At 41.4% G+C, this 19,155-nt stretch carries 19 protein-coding genes; 9 read left to right on the top strand and 10 right to left on the bottom strand.

Annotated elements, in window-relative coordinates; translation table 11 throughout:
- Window positions 1-2 precede the first annotated feature (2 nt).
- Both MHN00_RS11810 and MHN00_RS11815 read left to right on the top strand, forming a co-directional pair.
- On the top strand, window positions 3-1,325 hold the full coding sequence (locus tag MHN00_RS11810) for a DEAD/DEAH box helicase (RefSeq protein WP_239301233.1): 1,323 nt from the start codon (window positions 3-5) through the stop codon (window positions 1,323-1,325).
- A gap of 242 nt (window positions 1,326-1,567) precedes the next feature.
- Window positions 1,568-2,101 (top strand): hypothetical protein, encoded by a 534-nt coding sequence (locus MHN00_RS11815; protein WP_239301235.1) that lies wholly within the window; start codon window positions 1,568-1,570, stop codon window positions 2,099-2,101.
- 523 nt (window positions 2,102-2,624) lie between these two features.
- On the opposite strand, the gene MHN00_RS11820 is transcribed toward MHN00_RS11815, so the two are convergent.
- Entirely contained in the window at window positions 2,625-4,088 is a 1,464-nt protein-coding gene (locus tag MHN00_RS11820; protein ID WP_239301237.1) for a hypothetical protein, read from the bottom strand.
- A 179-nt stretch (window positions 4,089-4,267) separates the two neighbouring features.
- On the opposite strand from MHN00_RS11820, the gene MHN00_RS11825 reads away from it, so the two are divergent.
- Together MHN00_RS11825 and MHN00_RS11830 are read left to right on the top strand one after the other, a co-directional pair.
- Entirely contained in the window at window positions 4,268-5,032 is a 765-nt protein-coding gene (locus MHN00_RS11825) for a hypothetical protein (protein WP_239301239.1), read from the top strand.
- A gap of 722 nt (window positions 5,033-5,754) precedes the next feature.
- Window positions 5,755-6,120 carry a hypothetical protein gene (locus MHN00_RS11830; RefSeq protein ID WP_239301241.1) on the top strand — a complete coding sequence of 122 codons (366 nt, stop codon included), beginning with the start codon at window positions 5,755-5,757 and terminating at the stop codon, window positions 6,118-6,120.
- A 28-nt stretch (window positions 6,121-6,148) separates the two neighbouring features.
- Here the strand turns inward: MHN00_RS11830 and MHN00_RS11835 are convergent, their stop codons facing one another.
- A complete protein-coding gene (locus tag MHN00_RS11835; protein WP_239301243.1) occupies window positions 6,149-7,036 on the bottom strand; it encodes a LysR family transcriptional regulator in 888 nt (295 codons plus the stop codon).
- A 219-nt stretch (window positions 7,037-7,255) separates the two neighbouring features.
- Between MHN00_RS11835 and MHN00_RS11840 the strand changes: the two genes are divergently transcribed.
- The gene (locus MHN00_RS11840; RefSeq protein WP_239301244.1) at window positions 7,256-7,984 is read left to right on the top strand and encodes an SDR family NAD(P)-dependent oxidoreductase; all 729 of its coding nucleotides are present in this window, start codon (window positions 7,256-7,258) and stop codon (window positions 7,982-7,984) included.
- Between the two features lie 62 nt (window positions 7,985-8,046).
- On the top strand, window positions 8,047-8,637 hold the full coding sequence (locus MHN00_RS11845; RefSeq protein ID WP_239301245.1) for a 2-hydroxychromene-2-carboxylate isomerase: 591 nt from the start codon (window positions 8,047-8,049) through the stop codon (window positions 8,635-8,637).
- Between the two features lie 210 nt (window positions 8,638-8,847).
- On the opposite strand, the gene MHN00_RS11850 is transcribed toward MHN00_RS11845, so the two are convergent.
- The 5 genes from MHN00_RS11850 to MHN00_RS11870 all read right to left on the bottom strand — a co-directional run bounded on the left by MHN00_RS11850 (window position 8,848) and on the right by MHN00_RS11870 (window position 12,645).
- On the bottom strand, window positions 8,848-9,204 hold the full coding sequence (locus MHN00_RS11850) for a hypothetical protein (RefSeq protein ID WP_239301246.1): 357 nt from the start codon (window positions 9,202-9,204) through the stop codon (window positions 8,848-8,850).
- Window positions 9,191-10,339 carry a transposase gene (locus MHN00_RS11855; RefSeq protein WP_239301247.1) on the bottom strand — a complete coding sequence of 383 codons (1,149 nt, stop codon included), beginning with the start codon at window positions 10,337-10,339 and terminating at the stop codon, window positions 9,191-9,193. Before MHN00_RS11855 ends, MHN00_RS11850 begins: the two co-directional genes overlap by 14 nt.
- 305 nt (window positions 10,340-10,644) lie before the next feature.
- Window positions 10,645-10,887 (bottom strand): EF-hand domain-containing protein, encoded by a 243-nt coding sequence (locus MHN00_RS11860; RefSeq protein ID WP_012518428.1) that lies wholly within the window; start codon window positions 10,885-10,887, stop codon window positions 10,645-10,647.
- Window positions 10,888-10,945: 58 nt separating this feature from the next.
- On the bottom strand, window positions 10,946-11,941 hold the full coding sequence (locus MHN00_RS11865) for a rhodanese-related sulfurtransferase (protein WP_014949513.1): 996 nt from the start codon (window positions 11,939-11,941) through the stop codon (window positions 10,946-10,948).
- Window positions 11,942-12,090: 149 nt separating this feature from the next.
- Window positions 12,091-12,645 carry a VC2046/SO_2500 family protein gene (locus MHN00_RS11870; RefSeq protein ID WP_239301248.1) on the bottom strand — a complete coding sequence of 185 codons (555 nt, stop codon included), beginning with the start codon at window positions 12,643-12,645 and terminating at the stop codon, window positions 12,091-12,093.
- Window positions 12,646-12,766: 121 nt separating this feature from the next.
- Between MHN00_RS11870 and MHN00_RS11875 the strand changes: the two genes are divergently transcribed.
- Window positions 12,767-14,407 (top strand): response regulator, encoded by a 1,641-nt coding sequence (locus MHN00_RS11875; protein ID WP_014949511.1) that lies wholly within the window; start codon window positions 12,767-12,769, stop codon window positions 14,405-14,407.
- A 19-nt stretch (window positions 14,408-14,426) separates the two neighbouring features.
- Window positions 14,427-14,972 carry a hypothetical protein gene (locus tag MHN00_RS11880; protein WP_039227739.1) on the top strand — a complete coding sequence of 182 codons (546 nt, stop codon included), beginning with the start codon at window positions 14,427-14,429 and terminating at the stop codon, window positions 14,970-14,972.
- A 120-nt stretch (window positions 14,973-15,092) separates the two neighbouring features.
- Here the strand turns inward: MHN00_RS11880 and MHN00_RS11885 are convergent, their stop codons facing one another.
- The gene (locus MHN00_RS11885) at window positions 15,093-15,935 is read right to left on the bottom strand and encodes a DUF6279 family lipoprotein (protein ID WP_239301249.1); all 843 of its coding nucleotides are present in this window, start codon (window positions 15,933-15,935) and stop codon (window positions 15,093-15,095) included.
- A gap of 176 nt (window positions 15,936-16,111) precedes the next feature.
- Here MHN00_RS11885 and MHN00_RS11890 point away from each other — a divergent pair, with 176 nt between their 5' ends.
- On the top strand, window positions 16,112-17,116 hold the full coding sequence (locus MHN00_RS11890; RefSeq protein ID WP_014949508.1) for an ATP-dependent 6-phosphofructokinase: 1,005 nt from the start codon (window positions 16,112-16,114) through the stop codon (window positions 17,114-17,116).
- Between the two features lie 111 nt (window positions 17,117-17,227).
- On the opposite strand, the gene MHN00_RS11895 is transcribed toward MHN00_RS11890, so the two are convergent.
- Window positions 17,228-18,055 (bottom strand): LytTR family DNA-binding domain-containing protein, encoded by an 828-nt coding sequence (locus MHN00_RS11895; RefSeq protein ID WP_014949507.1) that lies wholly within the window; start codon window positions 18,053-18,055, stop codon window positions 17,228-17,230.
- Window position 18,056: 1 nt separating this feature from the next.
- On the bottom strand, window positions 18,057-19,130 hold the full coding sequence (locus MHN00_RS11900) for a histidine kinase (RefSeq protein ID WP_239257526.1): 1,074 nt from the start codon (window positions 19,128-19,130) through the stop codon (window positions 18,057-18,059).
- Window positions 19,131-19,155: the final 25 nt, after the last annotated feature.

Raw genomic sequence — 19,155 nt, forward strand, 5'->3', positions numbered from 1 at the left:
TCTTGCTAGTTACTGATTTACCTGTTCACCACAAAATTATTTCAAAGCTCGAAACGAAAAACATTTCGACGCTAACCGAAATTCAAGAACGCACTATGCTGCCAGCTATTCAGGGCAAAGATATTATTGCGTCATCAAAAACGGGGTCAGGTAAAACCTTCGCCTTTTTAGTGCCAGCTATAAACAGGTTAATGTCGCAAAAAGCCCTTAGTCGTCAAGACCCACGCGCACTTATTCTTGCGCCAACTCGTGAGCTAGCCAAACAAGTTTTCATTGAAGCTAAATCAATGTGTACCGGGCTAAATCTTACTTGTTCACTTATTGTGGGTGGTGAAAATTATAACGACCAAGTTAAAGCGCTTCGCCGTAACCCTCACATTATCGTTGGTACCGCTGGTCGTGTAGCCGACCATCTATTAGATAAAAGTGTGTATTTAAACGGTTTAGAGTTGCTTATCTTTGATGAAGCCGACCGAATGTTAGACTTAGGCTTCTCTGCTCAGCTTAAAATGATTAACGACTATGCTGATCACAGAAAGCGTCAAACTATGTTGTTTTCTGCCACGCTCGATAATATTGAGCTAAAGCATATGACAACGCAGTTAACCAAAGGCGCTGTCCGTGTAGCTGTAGGAGACTCAACCGCAGAGCATGGCGATATCGAACAGAAGTGCTTCTTTGCAGACAATGTTGATAACAAAGATCAAATTTTACAGTTTGAACTAGCCAATCGTACCTACAACCAAGCTATCGTATTTACAGCTACCCGTGAAGATACCGATAGAATTGCAGCACTGCTTAACGAACAAAACTTCGAAGCTATTGCGCTTCGTGGTGATATGCTACAAAGCCAACGCGCAGCAGTAATGAGTGCGTTTGCTCGTGGACAGCACAGTATTCTGGTTACTACCGACCTCGCCTCTCGTGGACTAGATCTATCAAAAGTTGGATTGGTGGTTAACTTTGACCTTCCTAAGAACGCGGATGAATACATTCACCGTATCGGCCGTACAGGCCGTGCTGGGCAAAAAGGCGAAGCATTCTCGCTAATTGGCCCTCGTGATTGGAACAGTTTCGAGGGGCTTAAGAATCACCTTCAATATGCGTTAGAGTGTTCACCGCATGACGAATTCTCGGCGTCTTTCAAAGGTTTTACGCCGAAGAAAAAAGTATCGAAACAATCAAATGCGAAAAGTGGTAAAAAGCGCGTAGCGAAACCAGCAAAACCTGGCACTAAAAAACGTGTCGATACCATGTCTGGAGAAGACATTGGTATGGTTCCTGTGAAACGCAAGCCAAGAAACACTCTGTCTGACGACGAGTAAAACTCTATATCGTAGTTTGAACCATCACCGCCGCTAGTCACAATTCACTATTGAATAGCGGTGTGTAACCTTTCACATTGTTTTTAATCACATTTCCTGCAGCCCTTTGATGGAACACTTCGCCATCATATGCTCTACTACGCATATAGAAACAAGTCGATTGTGCTGACTACACGCTTCAACTGTTTGTAACAAAGCGTGTAAGCGGCACAAACTCCCCCTTTAAAATGGATTTTAACCACATGAAATTTATAAAGTTCGTATCGTTAGTCTCGTTTATAGTAATAGTCGTTGTGGCACTTTCCTATGAAAAAATAATAGCACGCGTATTGTTGCCGCAATACATAGAGTGGGCACATGAAACAGATATGAAAGGCTTAAAAATAGGTCAACCGTTGAACGAACAAGAATTGGCGCTAGCAGCGGAGATAGGCATAAAACAGCCTAAGAAAGTAAGAATTGTTTATGTAGATGAAGTGCCTTATCCCTACGAAAACTTCGCGCTTAAAGTGTTTGGCGAAGCCGTTGGACTTGTTGGAGAAGGAATAATAAATAACGCACAAGTTTTCGGCTATTCGATTTATGCTCGTAAAGATTTCGAGCTTAATAGGCCCAAGTTAGCCCACGAATTAGTGCATGTGTTACAGATTGAACGAGCCAGTTTAGATGAAGTTGTCACCCAACACTTTTTCGACATGGCTGAATACGGTTACGATAAAGCCCCACTAGAAGTAGAGGCGTCCGCAGCCAATATAGTATACAGCGCTGATTGGTAGTCTTTACTACATAGCATACTTTTTTAGCTTCGCCCAACGTGTAGGTTCATCTGTCGAGGCTTTAAGTTCTGCTATAGACAAGTTGCCGACGAACAGATTGTTGACTGGCTACTTCTGCTTTGTGCCAATTGCCGACTTCTAACCAATCAAATTCGAAGACTCATAAATTGACAAAAGCAGACGTGAATTTTGACTATCAAGTTTCGGCTACTGCCACAGAGCCGACTACATTGGATATTATGCTTAGGTCATGTTTAAGATACCAAAAGGAGACGTTGAGTAATTTACTACCGTTCAACAACGCCCGCCTATAATGTGGAGCAGACTGGTGCTACTTTTTGCTCTGCAAAAATCGCGACAGCCTGCAGAATCAGATTTTAGGCACTTGTTATGAGTCAATCGACCTGTTCAGGAGGGCAGCTTTAAACCGCGCAACATGATTTTTTTCACTGCTTATTGATTTTAATTTTTACCAAGCGGTTATAGGTCAAGCTGAGCTGTATTGATTTAGTTTGCAATAACCTCATTTTAATGAAGCTAATAAATCTTGCAACCAATGTGTATCGTCAGATATTGCCGTGTTTTCTTCGTCTAATAAAAGATCATGAGGTAATATTTTAGTTGGATCTGTACCGTTTCTGCCAAATCTAATGGTTGTTTCAGCCCATTCCGAGTCTTCAACACCTGTTGAAGGTTGAAGAGCATGACAGTAAACAGCACTTACATTTTTCTCGCCATAATTGAATGTGTTTATTGAATTGGCAATTTTTTTATGCCGTTCAATTTCGACTTGTGGGCCTTCTAATGTTTCGTAAGCTATATGAATGATGGTGTCCCCGTTTGCTGGTGCTTGTTTTATAGCTTTGCTAAGAAGCTTGCGAACATCTTTGGCTTTTTTATCAATTGAGATGTCAGAAATACATTCCCATTTAGCACAATAAGCACTATGCACTCCTGAGCAGTATAAATTCAGAACATGCTCATCATCATCTGGCCCTACGATGTTTATGCCTTTGGGTGAATGAATTTGGGTGTAATTACCATTACTCTCATAGCCACCAGCAAATAGAGAAATCATCTGAGGTGAGTTCCATAGCACTTGGTATTTGTCAAAGTGCTGGTCGACAGAACTCATATCTATATTTTTAACTGACACTTTAATTTGGTCATTTTCAAGAAAGTGACCAGAATCAATCATATTATTTTTAACAAGCTCGTTGAAAGCAGATACTAAGACTAATTCATTTGTTTCAGAAACTTCCACCTTGAACAAAATATCCATATGGGTAGGTGTATTATATGCAGTCATAGCTGGAACAAGTTTATCCCAGCGCTTAAGCCATTCATTCCTCTCTTTTTCTGAATACTCAGTGACTTTTGACTGCCTTTTACATTCAACATAGAAGCTAATATTACCTTTTTCTATTAAAAGGTCTGGTGATTTTTCTGGGGGAGTTTCTGTTATAAAAGATACTTTCCAGCCGTTTCTGGCGTACATTAACGCTACACTTATTTCGAAAAGTACTGCGTCAGGTTGGTTAATTTTACCTCTCAACAGTTCGTGTAATTTATCATCGACCCCAGAAATGTTTTTGATTAAATCTATATGACGCCCTATAGCCGAAAAAAAAGGAAATATCCTACAGGATTGAGATGGCTGGCTTACATAAGGTCTGTAAAAAAGGGACTCTACTAAGTATAAATACCAAGCTGTCCAGTCTTGATGGAATGCTACAGCTTTCTCATTTTCAGATAAATACTTTTGGGGTTTACCGTTTTCTGGAAAGATGCTTTCTTGTTGCTTTTTGAAATAAGCAACCACTGCCTTTTTCCGTTTCGCCCATTCATCTTCTCCCATTACTTCAAGAAACCAGTCCAGAGCGTTTTTTGCATCACCAACCCATTTTTCTTGAGTTCTGCTTTTGATAAATTCGCGATGTTCTTCCCATTGTTTACTGTTTGACATAAGAGGTTTTAAATTATCCATGCGATAACGATTAGGTCGTATTGTATATCGCATGCGGTTATATTTCAGCAAATTAAGGGCTATTTAGCATAGAGACCAAGTAAATAATTTAATAAAAATTAAAGTGTTGGGGAGCTTAACAAAAAGTGATTAATTGGTATTATATCAAGCTGCCTTACTATAACTAACTGGTTGGAAATATGGATTATTTTGAATTGGACTTGGCTGAAGTTCAAAGTGTTTTGAAAAAGCGAAGAGATAAAAAGAACCTGACGTATGACAGCACCTTTTTTATGGTTAGTCCATCCATGAGGTTTGCATTTGAAATATCAATCTACCACGATGACAATTTTTGTCATCCGCCAATAGTGCATATCGATTACTTAAAAGGTTTCAATGAAATTAAAATGATTGGTGGGGTTGAAAAGCCTTTTATAAATGAAATCAACTCTCAGATAAAAGAATACTTAAAGAGAAAAAGATTTGAAAAGAATAGCGTACTTACGAGTATTATTACCTATTGCTCCGAGCTTATTCAAAATTACATTTTAAGCAGCCATGCTGTGCAATGGTTTGTTCTTCCGTCATTCGACTGGTCACCGATATACAAAACTGCTATTCATGCTCCTGACGCGAATGAACTTTATCATGATTTTAAAAAGCTTCTTGATTTTACATCTGAAAATAGCTTGTTTAGATATACACTTAAAGAGCTTGAGTTTTCAGCAGACCGAAAGGCTTTTAAAAAAGCTTGTGCTTCAATCCCAATAATCACAGCTATTCCAGAAACCACATCAGTCGAATTCTCTTGCCTAACTATAAGAAATAAAAAATTTGAACGACGTACATATTCTGAGCTTGTTTATCTACAAGAAGTACAAGGAGCTATTGGTATAGATGTTTCCGAAAAAAATAATGATTTAGATGTGGTCAAAAATAGAAAATACTTAATCAGTATACTTTAGTTGAGAATATATAAGTTTTAAAAACACCATTTTTCAGGGGCAGCTTTTAGCCCTTTCGGGCATTTGAGGAGCAGTTTTACCAATGCCAGCTATCAGATCATCCAACGGTCGAGTCCGGTTCAACTCGCTTTGACCGCTTTCGGCCTAAAGTTACGGCGCTTTACAGTATTAATGAACATCTGCTTTAAGGAAATGAGACTTAAGCGAAAAAGAAAGCGCGAATGACCGTAATACGCTCATAGCTGTCGCTTATGTACTAGCTTGGGGAAGGCAGTTACTGACAAAATTTCGACTATAAGATTGATTTTTGTTAAACATCTTTATTAAAAATAAGGTTCCACCCACTTATTGATTTTACTGGGCAGTATTAAACGACTTATTTACTGTAAACACTAAGCTTCTGCTAATTTAGATTGATATAAAAACCCTCGCTAAGACGAGGGTTTTTTATTGTTGTATTTTTAAAAAGGACTAAAATGTTAACGTATCTGCCTTATTCAACGTGTACAGGACGTATAAATACACGCTTTCCTACAGGTATACGGTTTCGTACTTGATTGGCGCTAGCAGCTTGAGAATACGGTTTTCTTGTTGATAGGTTAGCCCCACATCGCGCCTATCCCATGAATTGTGAAATGCACGCTGCTGGTGATATTATCTATTATCGAATTTTTATTATCAAAAAATATTTGAAACTGATTCGTTTTTTATGGGGCTTATCATTGAAAATCCGAATCTATATCATACACGCCATATTCATTGAGTACTTTAATTTTCGGTTCACTGCATTTGCACCTATGCCACGCTATATGGGTAAGCCTATAAAAAAAGCGGTGTTCTACGAATTGTTAGTAGACATAAAACAAAGCAACTTGTGCTGTTTTAAAGAAGATTTTTTGCCCGACATTAATGTAGTAAGTGCGCCTATCTTTAGTTCAGACGGTTCGATAAGCACCGTTATTAGCTTGTTGGGCAACAGCAAAGAAACACCGGTAAATGCGACAAGCATATACGTACAAGCAGTGCAAAAAGCCAGTGTAGAAGCCACCCGTAAAATAGCGGGCTATTCTACGGGTATTGGGAATTGATTTTGTAGCGCGCTTGGAATCTTCTTAATCACCCTAACTTCGGCAACTTACCAAATAGTTGAGAAGACCACTTGTAACCTGCGTCAATCAGTGTGTTGTCAGTGCGTTGTTTAGGGTAAACAAACCAATAGCCCGCCTCTATTTCAAACATTTGATGAGTAAGGCACTGTAGCTTTTGATTGTTTATCCAATTGTTAACCGCTGGAAAAATGCCAAGGGCAATACCTACGCCCATTTCAGCTGATTTAATAATTGAAAAGTAAGAGTCGCACACCACAACCTCTTTAGGCGTAATGTTGGGAAACAGTTGTCGCCACTCTTTAATGCTCTCATCGGTAGTAAGAATAATCTGGTTATTCAATTGCTCTTCGAGTATTTGCTGACTATCGATATGTGAACTTGCATAAATAGTTGAACAGATTGGGCTAGCAGTTACTTTGCATAACAGTTTTGCGTTTAACTCAGGCCAATTTCCATGTCCAAAGCGTATTGCGGCATCGGCAATGTTGAAATCAAAGTCGATGTATTCGGTGCCAGTAGAAATGCGCAACTCCGCATTCGGCTCTATCACTTTAAAATGCATATAGTTTGGAATAAGGAGCTCTTGAGCAATAAAAAGAGGGGTATTTAAGCGCAATACGCGTTTGTTAAACCGCCTATCAAACTCATTAAAGCTGCTGTGATAGTGCATCATTATTGGCTGAATACTTTGATAATAAAACTTACCTTCATCGGTTAGCGTAAGCGTCGGGCCATTTCGCTTAAATAAACGCATACCCAAATACGCTTCGAGGCTTTTTATATGTTGGCTCACCGCCGGCGGCGATACGCACAGGCGCTCAGCCGCTTTTCGAAAGCTCTTGTACTGGGCTGCATAATAAAAAACAGGTAACCATTGGATAGGAGGTGGGTTCACAGTACTCGCTCTTTACTCTTTTTGCTCTTAAGTCAGTTTTAGGTGTCTAGGTAGTACGTGTATTGACCTTATATGCACAGATTTTTGATGTTTAAAGATTAGTAAAACTTACCTTAAGTTAACAATAAATGAATTTTAAAAGTCGAATGGTCAGATTAACTTAACATCATCGTTGTTGCTAGTTGCTTTTAATTTATTGCCTAAAGTGGAGAGTTATTGATGAAAGATAAGAAAGTGGCCCTAGTGGTAGGGGCAGGTGATGCCATTGGTGGTGCCATTGCCAAGGCTTATGCGCTGAAAGGTTTTACCGTATGTATGGCCAGGCGAAATGCGCAGTCACTATCTGCCTATACTGAAACCTTAAGGACAGAAGGTTTTGATGCTCATGGGTATGGCGTTGATGCCAGAAATGAAGAGCAGGTAGAGCAGTTATTTGCTGACATTGAGGCCAATATTGGTGTTATAGAAGTGGTGGTTTTTAATATTGGGGCAAATGTGCCCATGAGCATTCTCGACACAACTGCTAAGAAGTTTTACAAAATATGGGAAATGGCGTGCTTTTCGGGCTTTTTGGTGGGGCGTGAAGCCGCGCGCAAAATGATTCAGCGCAATAGCGGCACCATTATTTTTACCGGTGCAACAGCAAGCGTTCGTGGTGGCGCATCTTTTGGTGCATTTGCCAGTGCAAAACACGGGTTGCGAGCGCTTGCCCAGTCGATGGCACGAGAGCTTGGCCCGAAAAATATTCATGTTGCTCACGTCATTATTGATGCCGCCGTTGAAACACAGTGGATCAAAGATAATCACCCCGACTATGCAACATTGTCATCAAAAGATGGTGTGGTGCAGCCTGCAGATTTAGCTACAAACTATGTAATGCTGCACGAGCAACCTAGAAATGCGTGGACATTCGAATTAGACATACGTCCATGGGTAGAAAAATGGTAGGGCAAGATTAGCCCATAAAAGCAATAAATTAACCACTTAACAAATAAAAAAGAGAATTCTGAATGAACCAACAAATAGATTTTTATTTCGACATTGGTAGCCCAACGGCGTATTTCGCGTATGGCGAGCTTAAAAGAATTGCCAGTACTTACAATGCTGATATCGCTTACGAGCCCATGCTGCTGGGTGCAGTACACAAGGCCACAAACAATGTATCTCCCGGTGCTGTTGCCGCCAAGGGACGCTATATGCTGAAGTATGACTTGCCAAGATATGCCAAGCTCTACGGTATTCCTTTTATTATGAATCCACACTTTCCTATTAACACGCTAACCATAATGAGAGGGTGTTTTGCAGCCAAAAAAATGGGCGTTTTCGAAAAGTATCTAACCGTATTGTTCAACGCAATGTGGGTGAAAGGGCTGAACGTTGGAGTGGAAGAAATACTGCGGACCGTGCTAATTGAAAATGGGCTGGACGCTGATGCGCTTTTATCACTCATTGAGACCGATGATATTAAAGCGGAACTAAAATTAAATACTCAGAAAGCAGTGGAAAAAGGTTGTTTCGGTGCGCCTACCATGTTCGTGGGCGATGAAATGTTCTTTGGTCAAGATCGCGTGTTTTTCATAGAAGATATGGTAAAAGTATAAGAAGAACAAACGCTATTTACTACCCTTTATACCAGCTGAATTAAAGACTTGTTTCGTATACTCAGATTGAAGTTTGGTAATGAAGTGATGAACTAATTGTCCGCCACATAGTTGAGTTCGCAGGCCATTGGTACTGAATAATTGTTCGTGAAATGTGAAAGATGGTGCCTCAACAAATTAATGCTCAAGCTCTATTTTGCGGTAGGACGTTTAAGCCCCAAAATCGAAATTTCGCTGAATGACAAAGTCTTCAAATGACGGTGGTTCTAGTACTTCATCTAACGGTGGTGCTCTGCATGTGTTGACAGTAATGGGAGAGCCGTTTTTGTCTAAGTGCATCAATATCTTGTTGATGATAGTAGGCTGTGTAATACAAGCGACAATTTTGACATTGTGGCTCTCACACGCTTCGCAAATGGTAATATCATTGTTGAATACTCGCTTTAACCGCTGAGCCCACGACATACTGCGGGCGTGGTAGGGTTTATCTGGATCTTTCAGATGTTCTGCTAACCGAGGGCTGTTCTTTCCTCGCTGAGAAGCCGTGACCTCTTCACGTGGGGGCAAATACCCCGTAAAAACGAGTAAGATTGAGTCTAGGTGGTGGCACAAGTGCAGCAAGTTTGCCTATGAAGTCAATCGGCGAAAAGTAAACGTGAGTGGTACCTTCTGTATATGGCGTCTTGAGTTCATATCTGACGTTGCCTGTGAAGGTTAGACTTAAGCGTTTTTCACTCACCGCTGGCCTTGCGATGTATCTGCAAAAGCGTTCGAGATTATCAGATTGGTGGGTATCAGCAACCCCCGCTGCATGTGAGCTAAATCTAGCTATCTTTGCGAGTTGACCAAAGTTTTCCGAATCTTTTGCTGGAACTGCTTGTAGACTGAACACTTTTTTACTTGGATCTGGCCCCATAGCGATACGATAACTAACCGATGCGGCCTGTAATGGCAATAAACTATCTTCATCATCAATCGGCAAGTTTAGAAAGGTGTTGTCCATGTCACGTTGGATCTGTCCTGTTTTTTCCAGATATTGTGCGATGCGATGGCTGATGGTGTTGTCTACCCGCTCCATATCGCTATGGCTAGGGGCTTTGACTCGTTTGAATTTGGTTTGACCTCGCTCTTTTTTGACGACGCCTTCTAGAAATAGCATGTGGAAGTGGATATTGAGATTCAGTACACTACCAAATCTTTGGATATAAGCCACTGCCTCGGTCTTGGCTTGCTTTTTCAAGTAACCTGCTCGATGGATGATGTCAGTGGAAATTGTGCGAAGAATGATTTGCATGACTTTACTGAGCTCTTTGGAATATCTAGCGAGCAATAAACGCAGTGGGATAGGTAAGCTTAGCACCCATTGGCGGACTGGGTGGCCTCGAAGAACATCATCAACTAGCAACTTGGCACTCTCTGCCGTACGTCTTGCCCCACAACTTGGGCAGAACCCCCTGCGTTTGCAACTAAACGTGACCAGCTTCTCATGTTTGCAGTCGTCACAAATAACACGCAAAAATCCGTGTTCAAGATGACCACACTTAAGAAATTCGGCAAACTCTTTTTCCACATGGCGCGGTAACGACTTTCCTTGATCCGAATGCTGCTTTATAAATTCTGGATAGTGACTTTCGACTAATTGATACAGCAATGTCTGCTCTGGCCGATGTCGTTTATAGGTAGAGTATTGAGCTACTAGCAAATGTATCCTTGCCAAGGATTGGTATTTCAGTGTGCAGATGAAGTTGGGTTTGGTCTACTGTCCTTTGAGGTGGAAAAATTCCTTGTCCCAAGGTCCGCTCTACGCTCGAAGCCGACATTGAAGGCTATCCAAAGGAAGCTATATCTCACTCCCAACACAAATCACCAAACTCAACACATAAAAAAACGAGTGCTTAAAAGCACTCGTTTTCAATTGGCTCTTTTACGTGGCCTAGCCCTCGTTTCCACGCTTAGCCTAGCGTGTCGAAAAGCCTCAGTCGACGATAAGTGTTACTAAGTTTAAACTTAGTACTCCCACCATCCTTCTTGCCACCACTCCAAAAACTCTTCAAAGTCGATGTAACCGTCGTCGTTACTATCGATAAGCTTAAAGCCTTCTTGTACGTGGCTAGCTTTCGTTTTTGGTGAAATAACGGTTAGAAGCTCGATGAACTCCGGCAAATCGATTTGGCCGTTGCCATCACGATCGAAAAAGCTGAAGTCCTTTCTAATTTCTTCAATTTTAGATTCTGAAAGTTGAGTGCTCACTCGCATTCCTTATTTCAACTGCAATAAGCACGAGTGTAACGCCCTTCTTTCTAGCTGTCTACGCCTGATTTTCTTTTGCTTTAAGTGCGCGTAAACGTTGAGCTTCTGCTTTTTCTTGACGCTTTTGTTCCATGGTCAAACGCGCTTCCGTTCCTACGTGCTCTTGTTGACGCTCTTTTGCCAGTTGAACCTGTTTTTCACGTTCTCTAAAGCGAGCAATTTGATCGTCGGTATGGGTACCAAAGCAGTGTGGGCAGCTTACACCCGGCTCATACTTATCACTCTGCTTGTCTTCTTCAGTAATTGGAAGTCTGCACGCGTAGCACTGCTCATAATGGCTTTTCTCTAAGTCGTGGTTAACTGCAACGCGATTATCAAATACAAAGCAATCGCCTTCCCACAGTGACTCTTCTTTCGGTACATCTTCAAGGTACTGTAGAATACCGCCTTCTAAGTGATAAACCTCGTCAAACCCCTGCTCTTTCAAGTAAGCCGTCGATTTTTCACAGCGAATACCACCGGTGCAGAACATAGCCACTTTTTTATTTTTTGACGGGTCGAGCTCTTTCGCTACGTATTCAGGAAACTCACGAAACGTTTCGGTTTTAGGGTCGATAGCGTGTTTGAAAGTACCTATTTCAATTTCATAACCGTTTCGCGTGTCAATAACCGTAACATCTGGGTCGCTAATAAGTGCGTTCCAGTCTTTAGGTTTTACATAAGTACCAACGGTTTTGCGAGGGTCAATACCCTCAACGCCCATGGTCACAATTTCTTTTTTCAGTTTTACCTTGGTGCGATAGAACGGCTGTTCATCGTGAAGAGATTCTTTGCAAGAAATAGGATTAATACGCTCGTCGCTGTTTAAATAAGCAAGTAATGCGTCGATACCTTCGCGGGTACCAGAAACCGTACCGTTTATCCCTTCGTGGGCAAGAAGAAGTGTACCTTTAATACCATTAGCTTCCATTGTTTCGAGAAGCGGTTGGCGGATTTCTTTGAAGTTTTCAAGCGCAACAAATTTATACATTGCGCATACAATATATTTAGACATATTTTAACCTTTGCTGATTGGAGCGTAAGACCAGTGCAAAAATGCGGCGCGCAATATAACAAAAAGGAATGATAAAAACTAGGGCGGATACGAATTAGCGCTCGCACGTCAACCCAAACTTGGCACGCAATAACGAATTGAAATAACTGCTATGCAATTTTCTCAAAAGATGTGAAGTGTGACGAATTTTCTTGTTGTGAATAGTGTTCTTTATCTTGTGATGAGAGGATATCGTATAGCAGCGTATTATCTTCCTTCACGGTGTTAGCGTATTCCTTTTTCAACCGCTTTTGTGTTGCCAAACTACAATTATCTACTACATCGTCGGGTAGACGTTTAGCATCATCAGTTTGTGATAGTGGAGAGGGATTCATACTTAAATATAATCTTGCTGCCGCATAGTCTTGAGAGACTAACTCAGACAAAACGCGCATTCTGCCCCATTCGCTTTCATTAGCGGCTAGCGATGGCCTTCTATAATAATTTAACGATGCAAGCTTGGATTCGATGCTGCTTTTATCATCAGATTCTGACGCTACCGCTTCGATTTCAAATGGCTCGGCAACACTATGTTGCTGCATAGCAAGATATAGAGAGAACAACGCTCCCTGCGCAGATGCTTTAGCAAGCACACCACTGCGCTCCCAGTATATACTGGGGTCAATAGGTATTTGCTCACGAGCTTCGACAGTTTCTTGCGACATTCTTATTTACAACTTCATATGTATACTTATGTTTTCGGCAAGATAATGTTTTTCTTAAGCTTATTATCTAGAATTAGATATACTCCTATAAAGTAATCGCGCGCTCATTCATGGATTTGAAATGCAATTTAGCAACAAACAAGTACTGATTGTTGAAGACCAACGCCCTTTCCTTCTTTTATTGAAGGGGCTGATGCATTCGATGGGCGCATCTGATGTAGTTACGAAGTCATCTGCTGAACAAGCGGTATCACTATGTAAAAAGCATAAGTTTGATATTGTCATTTGTGATCTACACTTGGGAGCTGACAACAAAAATGGCTATGAGCTCATTGAAGAGTTGCGCACTCGAAGGCTTATCAGTCCCACATCGGTGTTCATTCTGATAAGCGCAGATAGCGCTCGACCGATAGTATTAGGCAGTATTGAACGTAGACCCGATGATTTTTTAATTAAGCCCTTTTCTCAAGTTCAGCTGAAGTCTCGTATTGTTCGTGCGTGGCAAAAAAGACAGTTTCTCCAGCAAGCGTTTAGTCTCGTTGAACAGGGTGAAATAAACAGTGCGATCGACCATATCGAAGCGTTACTTGACGCCCCTTCCCACTATAAAGGTCACTGTGAACAGCTATTAGTCGAGCTATATTGGCGTATAAAGCAACCCGATAAAGCGCTAGATGTGTTACGTGACTACATTGACGGAAAACCCGTACTGTGGGCGCAAATAGCTATTGGAAAAACTTACTTGCTTTTAAAGGAGTATGAGAAAGCGATTTTAATTGCCAAGAGAACGCTAAAGCGAAACCGGTTCAATGCAGACGCTCACGATATTCTTGCGCAAGCACACCAAGCCACGACATCTGGCGACAGAGCACTAGATGCAATAAAAGAGGCAATAAAACTGTCGCCCTACTCCCTACCCAGGCATTTCAAAGCCTGTGAGATAGGTCGGCAAAATGACGATTTAGTGCTGGCTGCGAGTTCAAGCCAAGCGATCTGGGATTTATCAAAACGAACCGTTCACAAAACAAGTTTACACTGGTGCGGTATTATCCGAAGCCTTTTAGATGTCGCAGAGTTTGCAGACGACAAGCGCCAGCGCAATAAGTATCAGCAAGAAGCATTACTTACCCTGCAACGAGGAAAGTTTGATGAACATCTTCAAAAAATGGACAGAGATTTTGACGTAGATATATTTGGTACAATCGTCAACGCTAGAATTAGCGCTATAGACGGCAAACTGATTGATGCCAAACGCCACTTAACAACGTCACAAACACTTCTTGACGATAAGTACACGGAAGTTCCTACCGCGTTCATTCCTGACAGTATTAACGTTATGTATAAACTGGGTGAGTTTGATGATGCGCTACAGTTGAATGCACTTTTAACTTCAAGACAGGATGAGCTCGACCAAAACAGTTTAAACATGCTGGATGCGCAAGCCCTCAATGCTCAGAAAAACTTAGCCAGTTATCAACAGTTCAATCGCGAAGGCATTCAACACTATCAGCAGCAAGATTACGAACGTGCTAAAGCTTCGTTTGCCCTTGCTCAAGGCTTTGCTCCTGTAAATACAGGGGTTGCGCTTAATCTATTGCAATGTCTTCTACAAATTGCAATCAAAGAAGATAAAGCCGAAATGAAACTCATTAATGAGTGTAAGCGGCTTTTTAAATTGATTGACGATATGTCACTTAAGGCGCCTTACAAAGAAAAATACACCAACCTTAGAGATGAACTCTCTAAATATATTGGCTTTTGAATTAGAAAACTGGTGAGCTATGAGATTGTTAGTTTTTTTACTGGTGGCAATTTTAATCGACGAGGTTAGCGCCAATGAACAGGCGCTAAGTCAGAACGAGTCTTTTGTACTAGCCGATGCTGGTATTCACAGAATGACATTTGAAGAGCTAAACAGTGGTGAAATATTTGTTATTCGCGGATTAAAAGTACCTAGCACACAGCAATTCGAGGGTAGTCAAGCTAACGAGAAACACCTCCCAAAACTCGTCAAAGTTAAAACTGGCAAATACTATCTAAAATCGATAACTCCAGCTTTTTCGAACATTGGGGTAAGACGTTTTAAAAAACCTGAATGCGATGGCTGCTTTTTCTCGCTTCAACCAAGCGCGGTTTCTTATCTGGGTAGGTGGAATATTGATTTAGAATACAAATCAAGGAATAAGGTAGAGTGGCATATACAGAGGCAGTATTCCTACGAGAACCTTAAAACATTAAAACAAAAAAACACTAAATTGACCGAACTTCCCCTTTTCGTTGCTAACGAAGAAGGTAAAGTTCTTAAAATCGATTGGAAAGAATTATAACTTAATACCTTATTTAGTACTGAGTGCTACCACCATAAGTCGGAGTTTTCTTCTTGTATTACGAGAAGACCAGTACTGTATCGACCGAGCTGAATGTGTACTGAGCCAGAGTATTACTAATTAATCCATAAAATTATCAACCGTTTCGATTAGCTCATCCACGTTTTCAATCAGTGTTTGACGCTGTTTCCCTGAAAGAGTTGAAAATATCTCGGCCAGTAGCGTTGCTGTCACAGTCATATTATGAGCACTACTTTGCTTGTACACATCGCTTTTATAATTATCCGGATTTTGCATTAGCGACACCAATTCTTGCTCAAACCTTTCGTTTTGCTTGCGCGAAACGAATAGCTTTCTTGCCGCAGTTTGAATGTTTCTGCGATACGTTATCCAAGCGTCACCTGTAGAAATAAATTGTTGTGCGTAGGTGCTAACAATTTGTTTTTGCTCTTTACTTAGATCTCCAATACGCTCACTTATTGTTTCTTGTATTCGCTCAATTCTATCTTTAAGTCTCTCTGCTTCAGACTTTTCCAGCGCCTCTTGTCGCTCTTCCTCTTCTTCTTTATTGTCTTTTTCTAATGCCGCAAATAGGGTGACAACTTGTTCATCATCGAGTGTTTTAGCTATAGCCGCTAGTTCAGGACTGACCTCGTCTCGTACGCGCTCCCAATGCGATCTAGCTAGCTCAAGGTTGTTATATACAATACTCGAATTAAGGGTGTCATTCTGAATCTGCTTTTTTATATCCTCTAATTGCGCTTTATAACGAGTAAGTTCACTCTTCTTGTGCCAGCTCAACCAATTTTGTAAATGCGCATCAAACTTCTCCTCTTGCTCATCTTTAAGCTCGATGTAATCGTCCATGTACCAATACACCCACCAATCCAGGTTGTTATAAGCCAGCTTAGAACTGCATGAAGTAAGAAAAATAATAAAGACAACAACCAACAATGAACGCATAGTATTTCCTTTTTTACGTTAGTTACGGCGTGACAAGCAAAAACGCTTATTGCTGTGTACTGAAAAATTGAATTTTACTTTGATATTACGCAATAAATATCCGCAATAGAGAACTTTACGTTGCACAGCCTTTACTCTACTTTAATGGCATTGCCTGTAAAAAGAAGGACTTTAATGTGTCAAAACGTGTCGCAATTTTAACCTCTGGTGGCGACGCCCCAGGTATGAATGCATGTATACGTGCCGCAATTATTGCGTGTCAGAAAGCTAACTTCACCTTGCTTGGCTACAAGCACGGCTACAACGGATTACTACAGCAAGAGTTTATTCCTCTATCTCTTGATTCAACGCACAATCTTATCCAGCAAGGCGGCACCATACTACACAGCGCAAGGTGTAAAGAATTTAAAAATCGTGAAGGGCTTATCAAAGCGGCTGATAACTTGAGACAGGCCGAGATCGACACACTTATTGTAATCGGTGGTGACGGATCTTTTCGCGGCGCAGCAAAGTTGAGCGAACTATGGGATGGCCAGATTCTTGGTATTCCGGGAACAATTGATAACGATATAGCGGGTACTGATGCCACTATAGGCTACTTTACCGCAATAGATACCGCCATGAGTTCTATCGATAAAGTTCGTGATACAGCTGATGCCTTCGAACGTATTTTCCTTGTAGAAGTAATGGGTCGCAATGCTGGCTTTTTAGCATTAAATGGTGCCCTTTCCGCGGCGGCTGACTATGTGGTTGTTCCTGAGTTTTTTGAATCCGCTGAAACTGAAATCAAAAAGATCGTAAACCAGATCAAAGCGCAGCGTGCCTTGAAAGGGCCCGTCAGTTTTATTGTTGTAGTTGCTGAAAACGTTTGGCCTAATGGCTTAACAGGATTAACCGAAGCTTTGCAGTATCACAATATCAACGACGTTAGGCCAGTAACCTTGGGGCATGTCCAACGTGGCGGCTCGCCGGTAGCACAGGACCGACTACTCGCCACTACTCTTGGCGAATTCGCCATAAGCTTAGTAGGAAGCGACGTCACCAACATAATGGTTGGTGAAGTTAATCAGCGCCCTATTACCGTACCCCTACCCAAAACTTGGGAAGAAACAAAGCCCCTCAATCAAGCTCGGGTTGACGCTATGCGTACCCTAATGAACGAAAGATACAGCTGCGACTAAGTAAGATGGTTCAGACGCTGTTTAACCTGAAACATTTGTAGATTGTAAAAACAAAAAAGGCGGTGTTTTATAATAAAACACCGCCTTTTAGTACTTAAGGCTCAAGTTTCTTTACATCTTCATTGCCGCTTTCACTTTATCACGATGACTGCGACTCACTTTAAGTTCTGTATCATTTTGAAGTATTAAATGATACTCGCCACTAATATGGCTCACTAACTTTTTAACAAAACGGATATTAGCAATAGCTGAACGGTGCACTCGAACAAAGAACTGTGGGTTTAGTTCCTGCTCAAGTTCTTTCATGGTTTTGCGCATTATATGCATGCCATCCAGTGCGTGAACGCACATATAATCACCTGCAGCATCAATCCATTGAATGTCTTGAACGTTTACGCGCGTTACTTCTGAGCCATCTTTAATAGCCAATACATCTGGGTATGGATTGGTTTCAACCGGCTCACCATTAGCTAACTTGCGTAAAATCTCTTCGCAATCATCGCCAGTAAGTTCAGCAACAAGGCTTACCAATTTTTGTGACTGCTCATCTTGATGCTGAGTTGAGTAATATTCACGTACTTTGTTTAACGCCGCACCTAAGCGCTCGTCGTCTGCTGGTTTTAACAGATAATCTAAAGCATGCACGTCAAACGCTTTTATTGCGTAGCTGTCATAAGCAGTTACGAAAACGATCATGGGAATGGGCTGTTTCAGTTCGCGCAACTTGTGAATAACCTGAAAGCCGTTTAAGCCAGGCATTTGAATATCTAAGAACACCAAATCTGGACGATGTTGAGAAATGCTACTTACAGCCTCTAGGCCGTTCTGACACTCTGCAAGCACCTGCACATCATCATGACGCTCTAACCTGGCACGAAGGCCCTTGCGTGCTAAAGGTTCGTCGTCCACTACAATGGTTTTAATCACTTGCTTTGTCATGTTATACGTCCTTAACTTCATAGGGAATGCGTATTCTAACTCGCACGCCTGAAGGCTGATTGTGTTCTATAGAGAATGCAAAATTACGCTGATAGAGGGATTGCAAACGCTCTTTTATATTGGCTAGGCCTACGCCGTTTTCTCGACTAAGTGTTCCGTCTTTGATATCTGCACCAGGGCCGTTGTCGGCAACATCCATTAACAAATCATTGCCAAATGTACGTGCTGTAATCGCTATACGACCACCATTTTCCATCTTAGATATGGCGTGCTTTATTGAGTTTTCAATAATGGGCTGCAAGATCATGCTCGGCACAAGTGCACTTTCACACCCTTCATCGATGTCCCATAGCACTTCTAGACGATCGTCAAAACGTACCTTCTCTATCTCTAGATAGAGTCGTAATGCCTTTATTTCCTGACCTAGTGGTACTCGCTTTATCGGGTCGTTGTCTAATGAATAACGTAGAAAGTCACTCAAACGCGACACCATCGCTTCTGCTGTGTCGTTCTCTTTTAAAAGAATAAGGGTTGAGATAGCGTTAAGCGTATTGAAGAGAAAATGCGGGTTGAGTTGATAGCGCAACATCTTTATGTGAGCTTGGTGCGCCATGGTACTCGCCTTTAGCGCGTTCTGCTTCTCTTTTTGAAGCATTTGGAAGTTCTTGATGCCAAAGTACACACCACTCCAACACCCCACCATTATTAGCGAGTTAATAGTGTTGGTAAAATACATATACCATTCGTCTGGGCGATATCCGTGCTTGTAGATTTCCCAGTAGTTAATGTTTTTTACCACGGCCCATAGCAAAGCAATTAAGTAGCACGACACAATCACTATGATGATCATGTTGAGCGGTGATTGCTTTCTTGCCCATCGATAGATGTAGCGAAGCGGAATGGTTAGCAACCATCCTGCATAGGCATTTAGCATGATGATGAAAACCCAAATGGGTCGAACATCATGGAGAAAAGATCCGATGTAATAAATTATTGCGAACCCTGCCCAGCCTGCACTGTGCAATGTCCAAAATAAACGTTCATTACTTTCTATTACACGCTGAAAGCGACTCACAATATTACCAATTTAAAAACTTATA

It is taken from the genome of Alteromonas sp. Cnat2-8 (assembly GCF_022348355.1).
Classification (GTDB): domain Bacteria; phylum Pseudomonadota; class Gammaproteobacteria; order Enterobacterales; family Alteromonadaceae; genus Alteromonas; species Alteromonas macleodii.

Bases quoted from the DNA above. Each gene is read 5' to 3' on its own strand.
- MHN00_RS11815 (WP_239301235.1), top strand. From the start codon at position 1,568: ATGAAATTTATAAAGTTCGTATCGTTAGTCTCGTTTATAGTAATAGTC.
- MHN00_RS11820 (WP_239301237.1), bottom strand. From the start codon at position 4,088: ATGGATAATTTAAAACCTCTTATGTCAAACAGTAAACAATGGGAAGAA.
- MHN00_RS11825 (WP_239301239.1), top strand. From the start codon at position 4,268: ATGGATTATTTTGAATTGGACTTGGCTGAAGTTCAAAGTGTTTTGAAA.
- MHN00_RS11840 (WP_239301244.1), top strand. From the start codon at position 7,256: ATGAAAGATAAGAAAGTGGCCCTAGTGGTAGGGGCAGGTGATGCCATT.
- MHN00_RS11845 (WP_239301245.1), top strand. From the start codon at position 8,047: ATGAACCAACAAATAGATTTTTATTTCGACATTGGTAGCCCAACGGCG.
- MHN00_RS11865 (WP_014949513.1), bottom strand. From the start codon at position 11,941: ATGTCTAAATATATTGTATGCGCAATGTATAAATTTGTTGCGCTTGAA.
- MHN00_RS11870 (WP_239301248.1), bottom strand. From the start codon at position 12,645: ATGTCGCAAGAAACTGTCGAAGCTCGTGAGCAAATACCTATTGACCCC.
- MHN00_RS11875 (WP_014949511.1), top strand. From the start codon at position 12,767: ATGCAATTTAGCAACAAACAAGTACTGATTGTTGAAGACCAACGCCCT.
- MHN00_RS11880 (WP_039227739.1), top strand. From the start codon at position 14,427: ATGAGATTGTTAGTTTTTTTACTGGTGGCAATTTTAATCGACGAGGTT.
- MHN00_RS11885 (WP_239301249.1), bottom strand. From the start codon at position 15,935: ATGCGTTCATTGTTGGTTGTTGTCTTTATTATTTTTCTTACTTCATGC.
- MHN00_RS11895 (WP_014949507.1), bottom strand. From the start codon at position 18,055: ATGACAAAGCAAGTGATTAAAACCATTGTAGTGGACGACGAACCTTTA.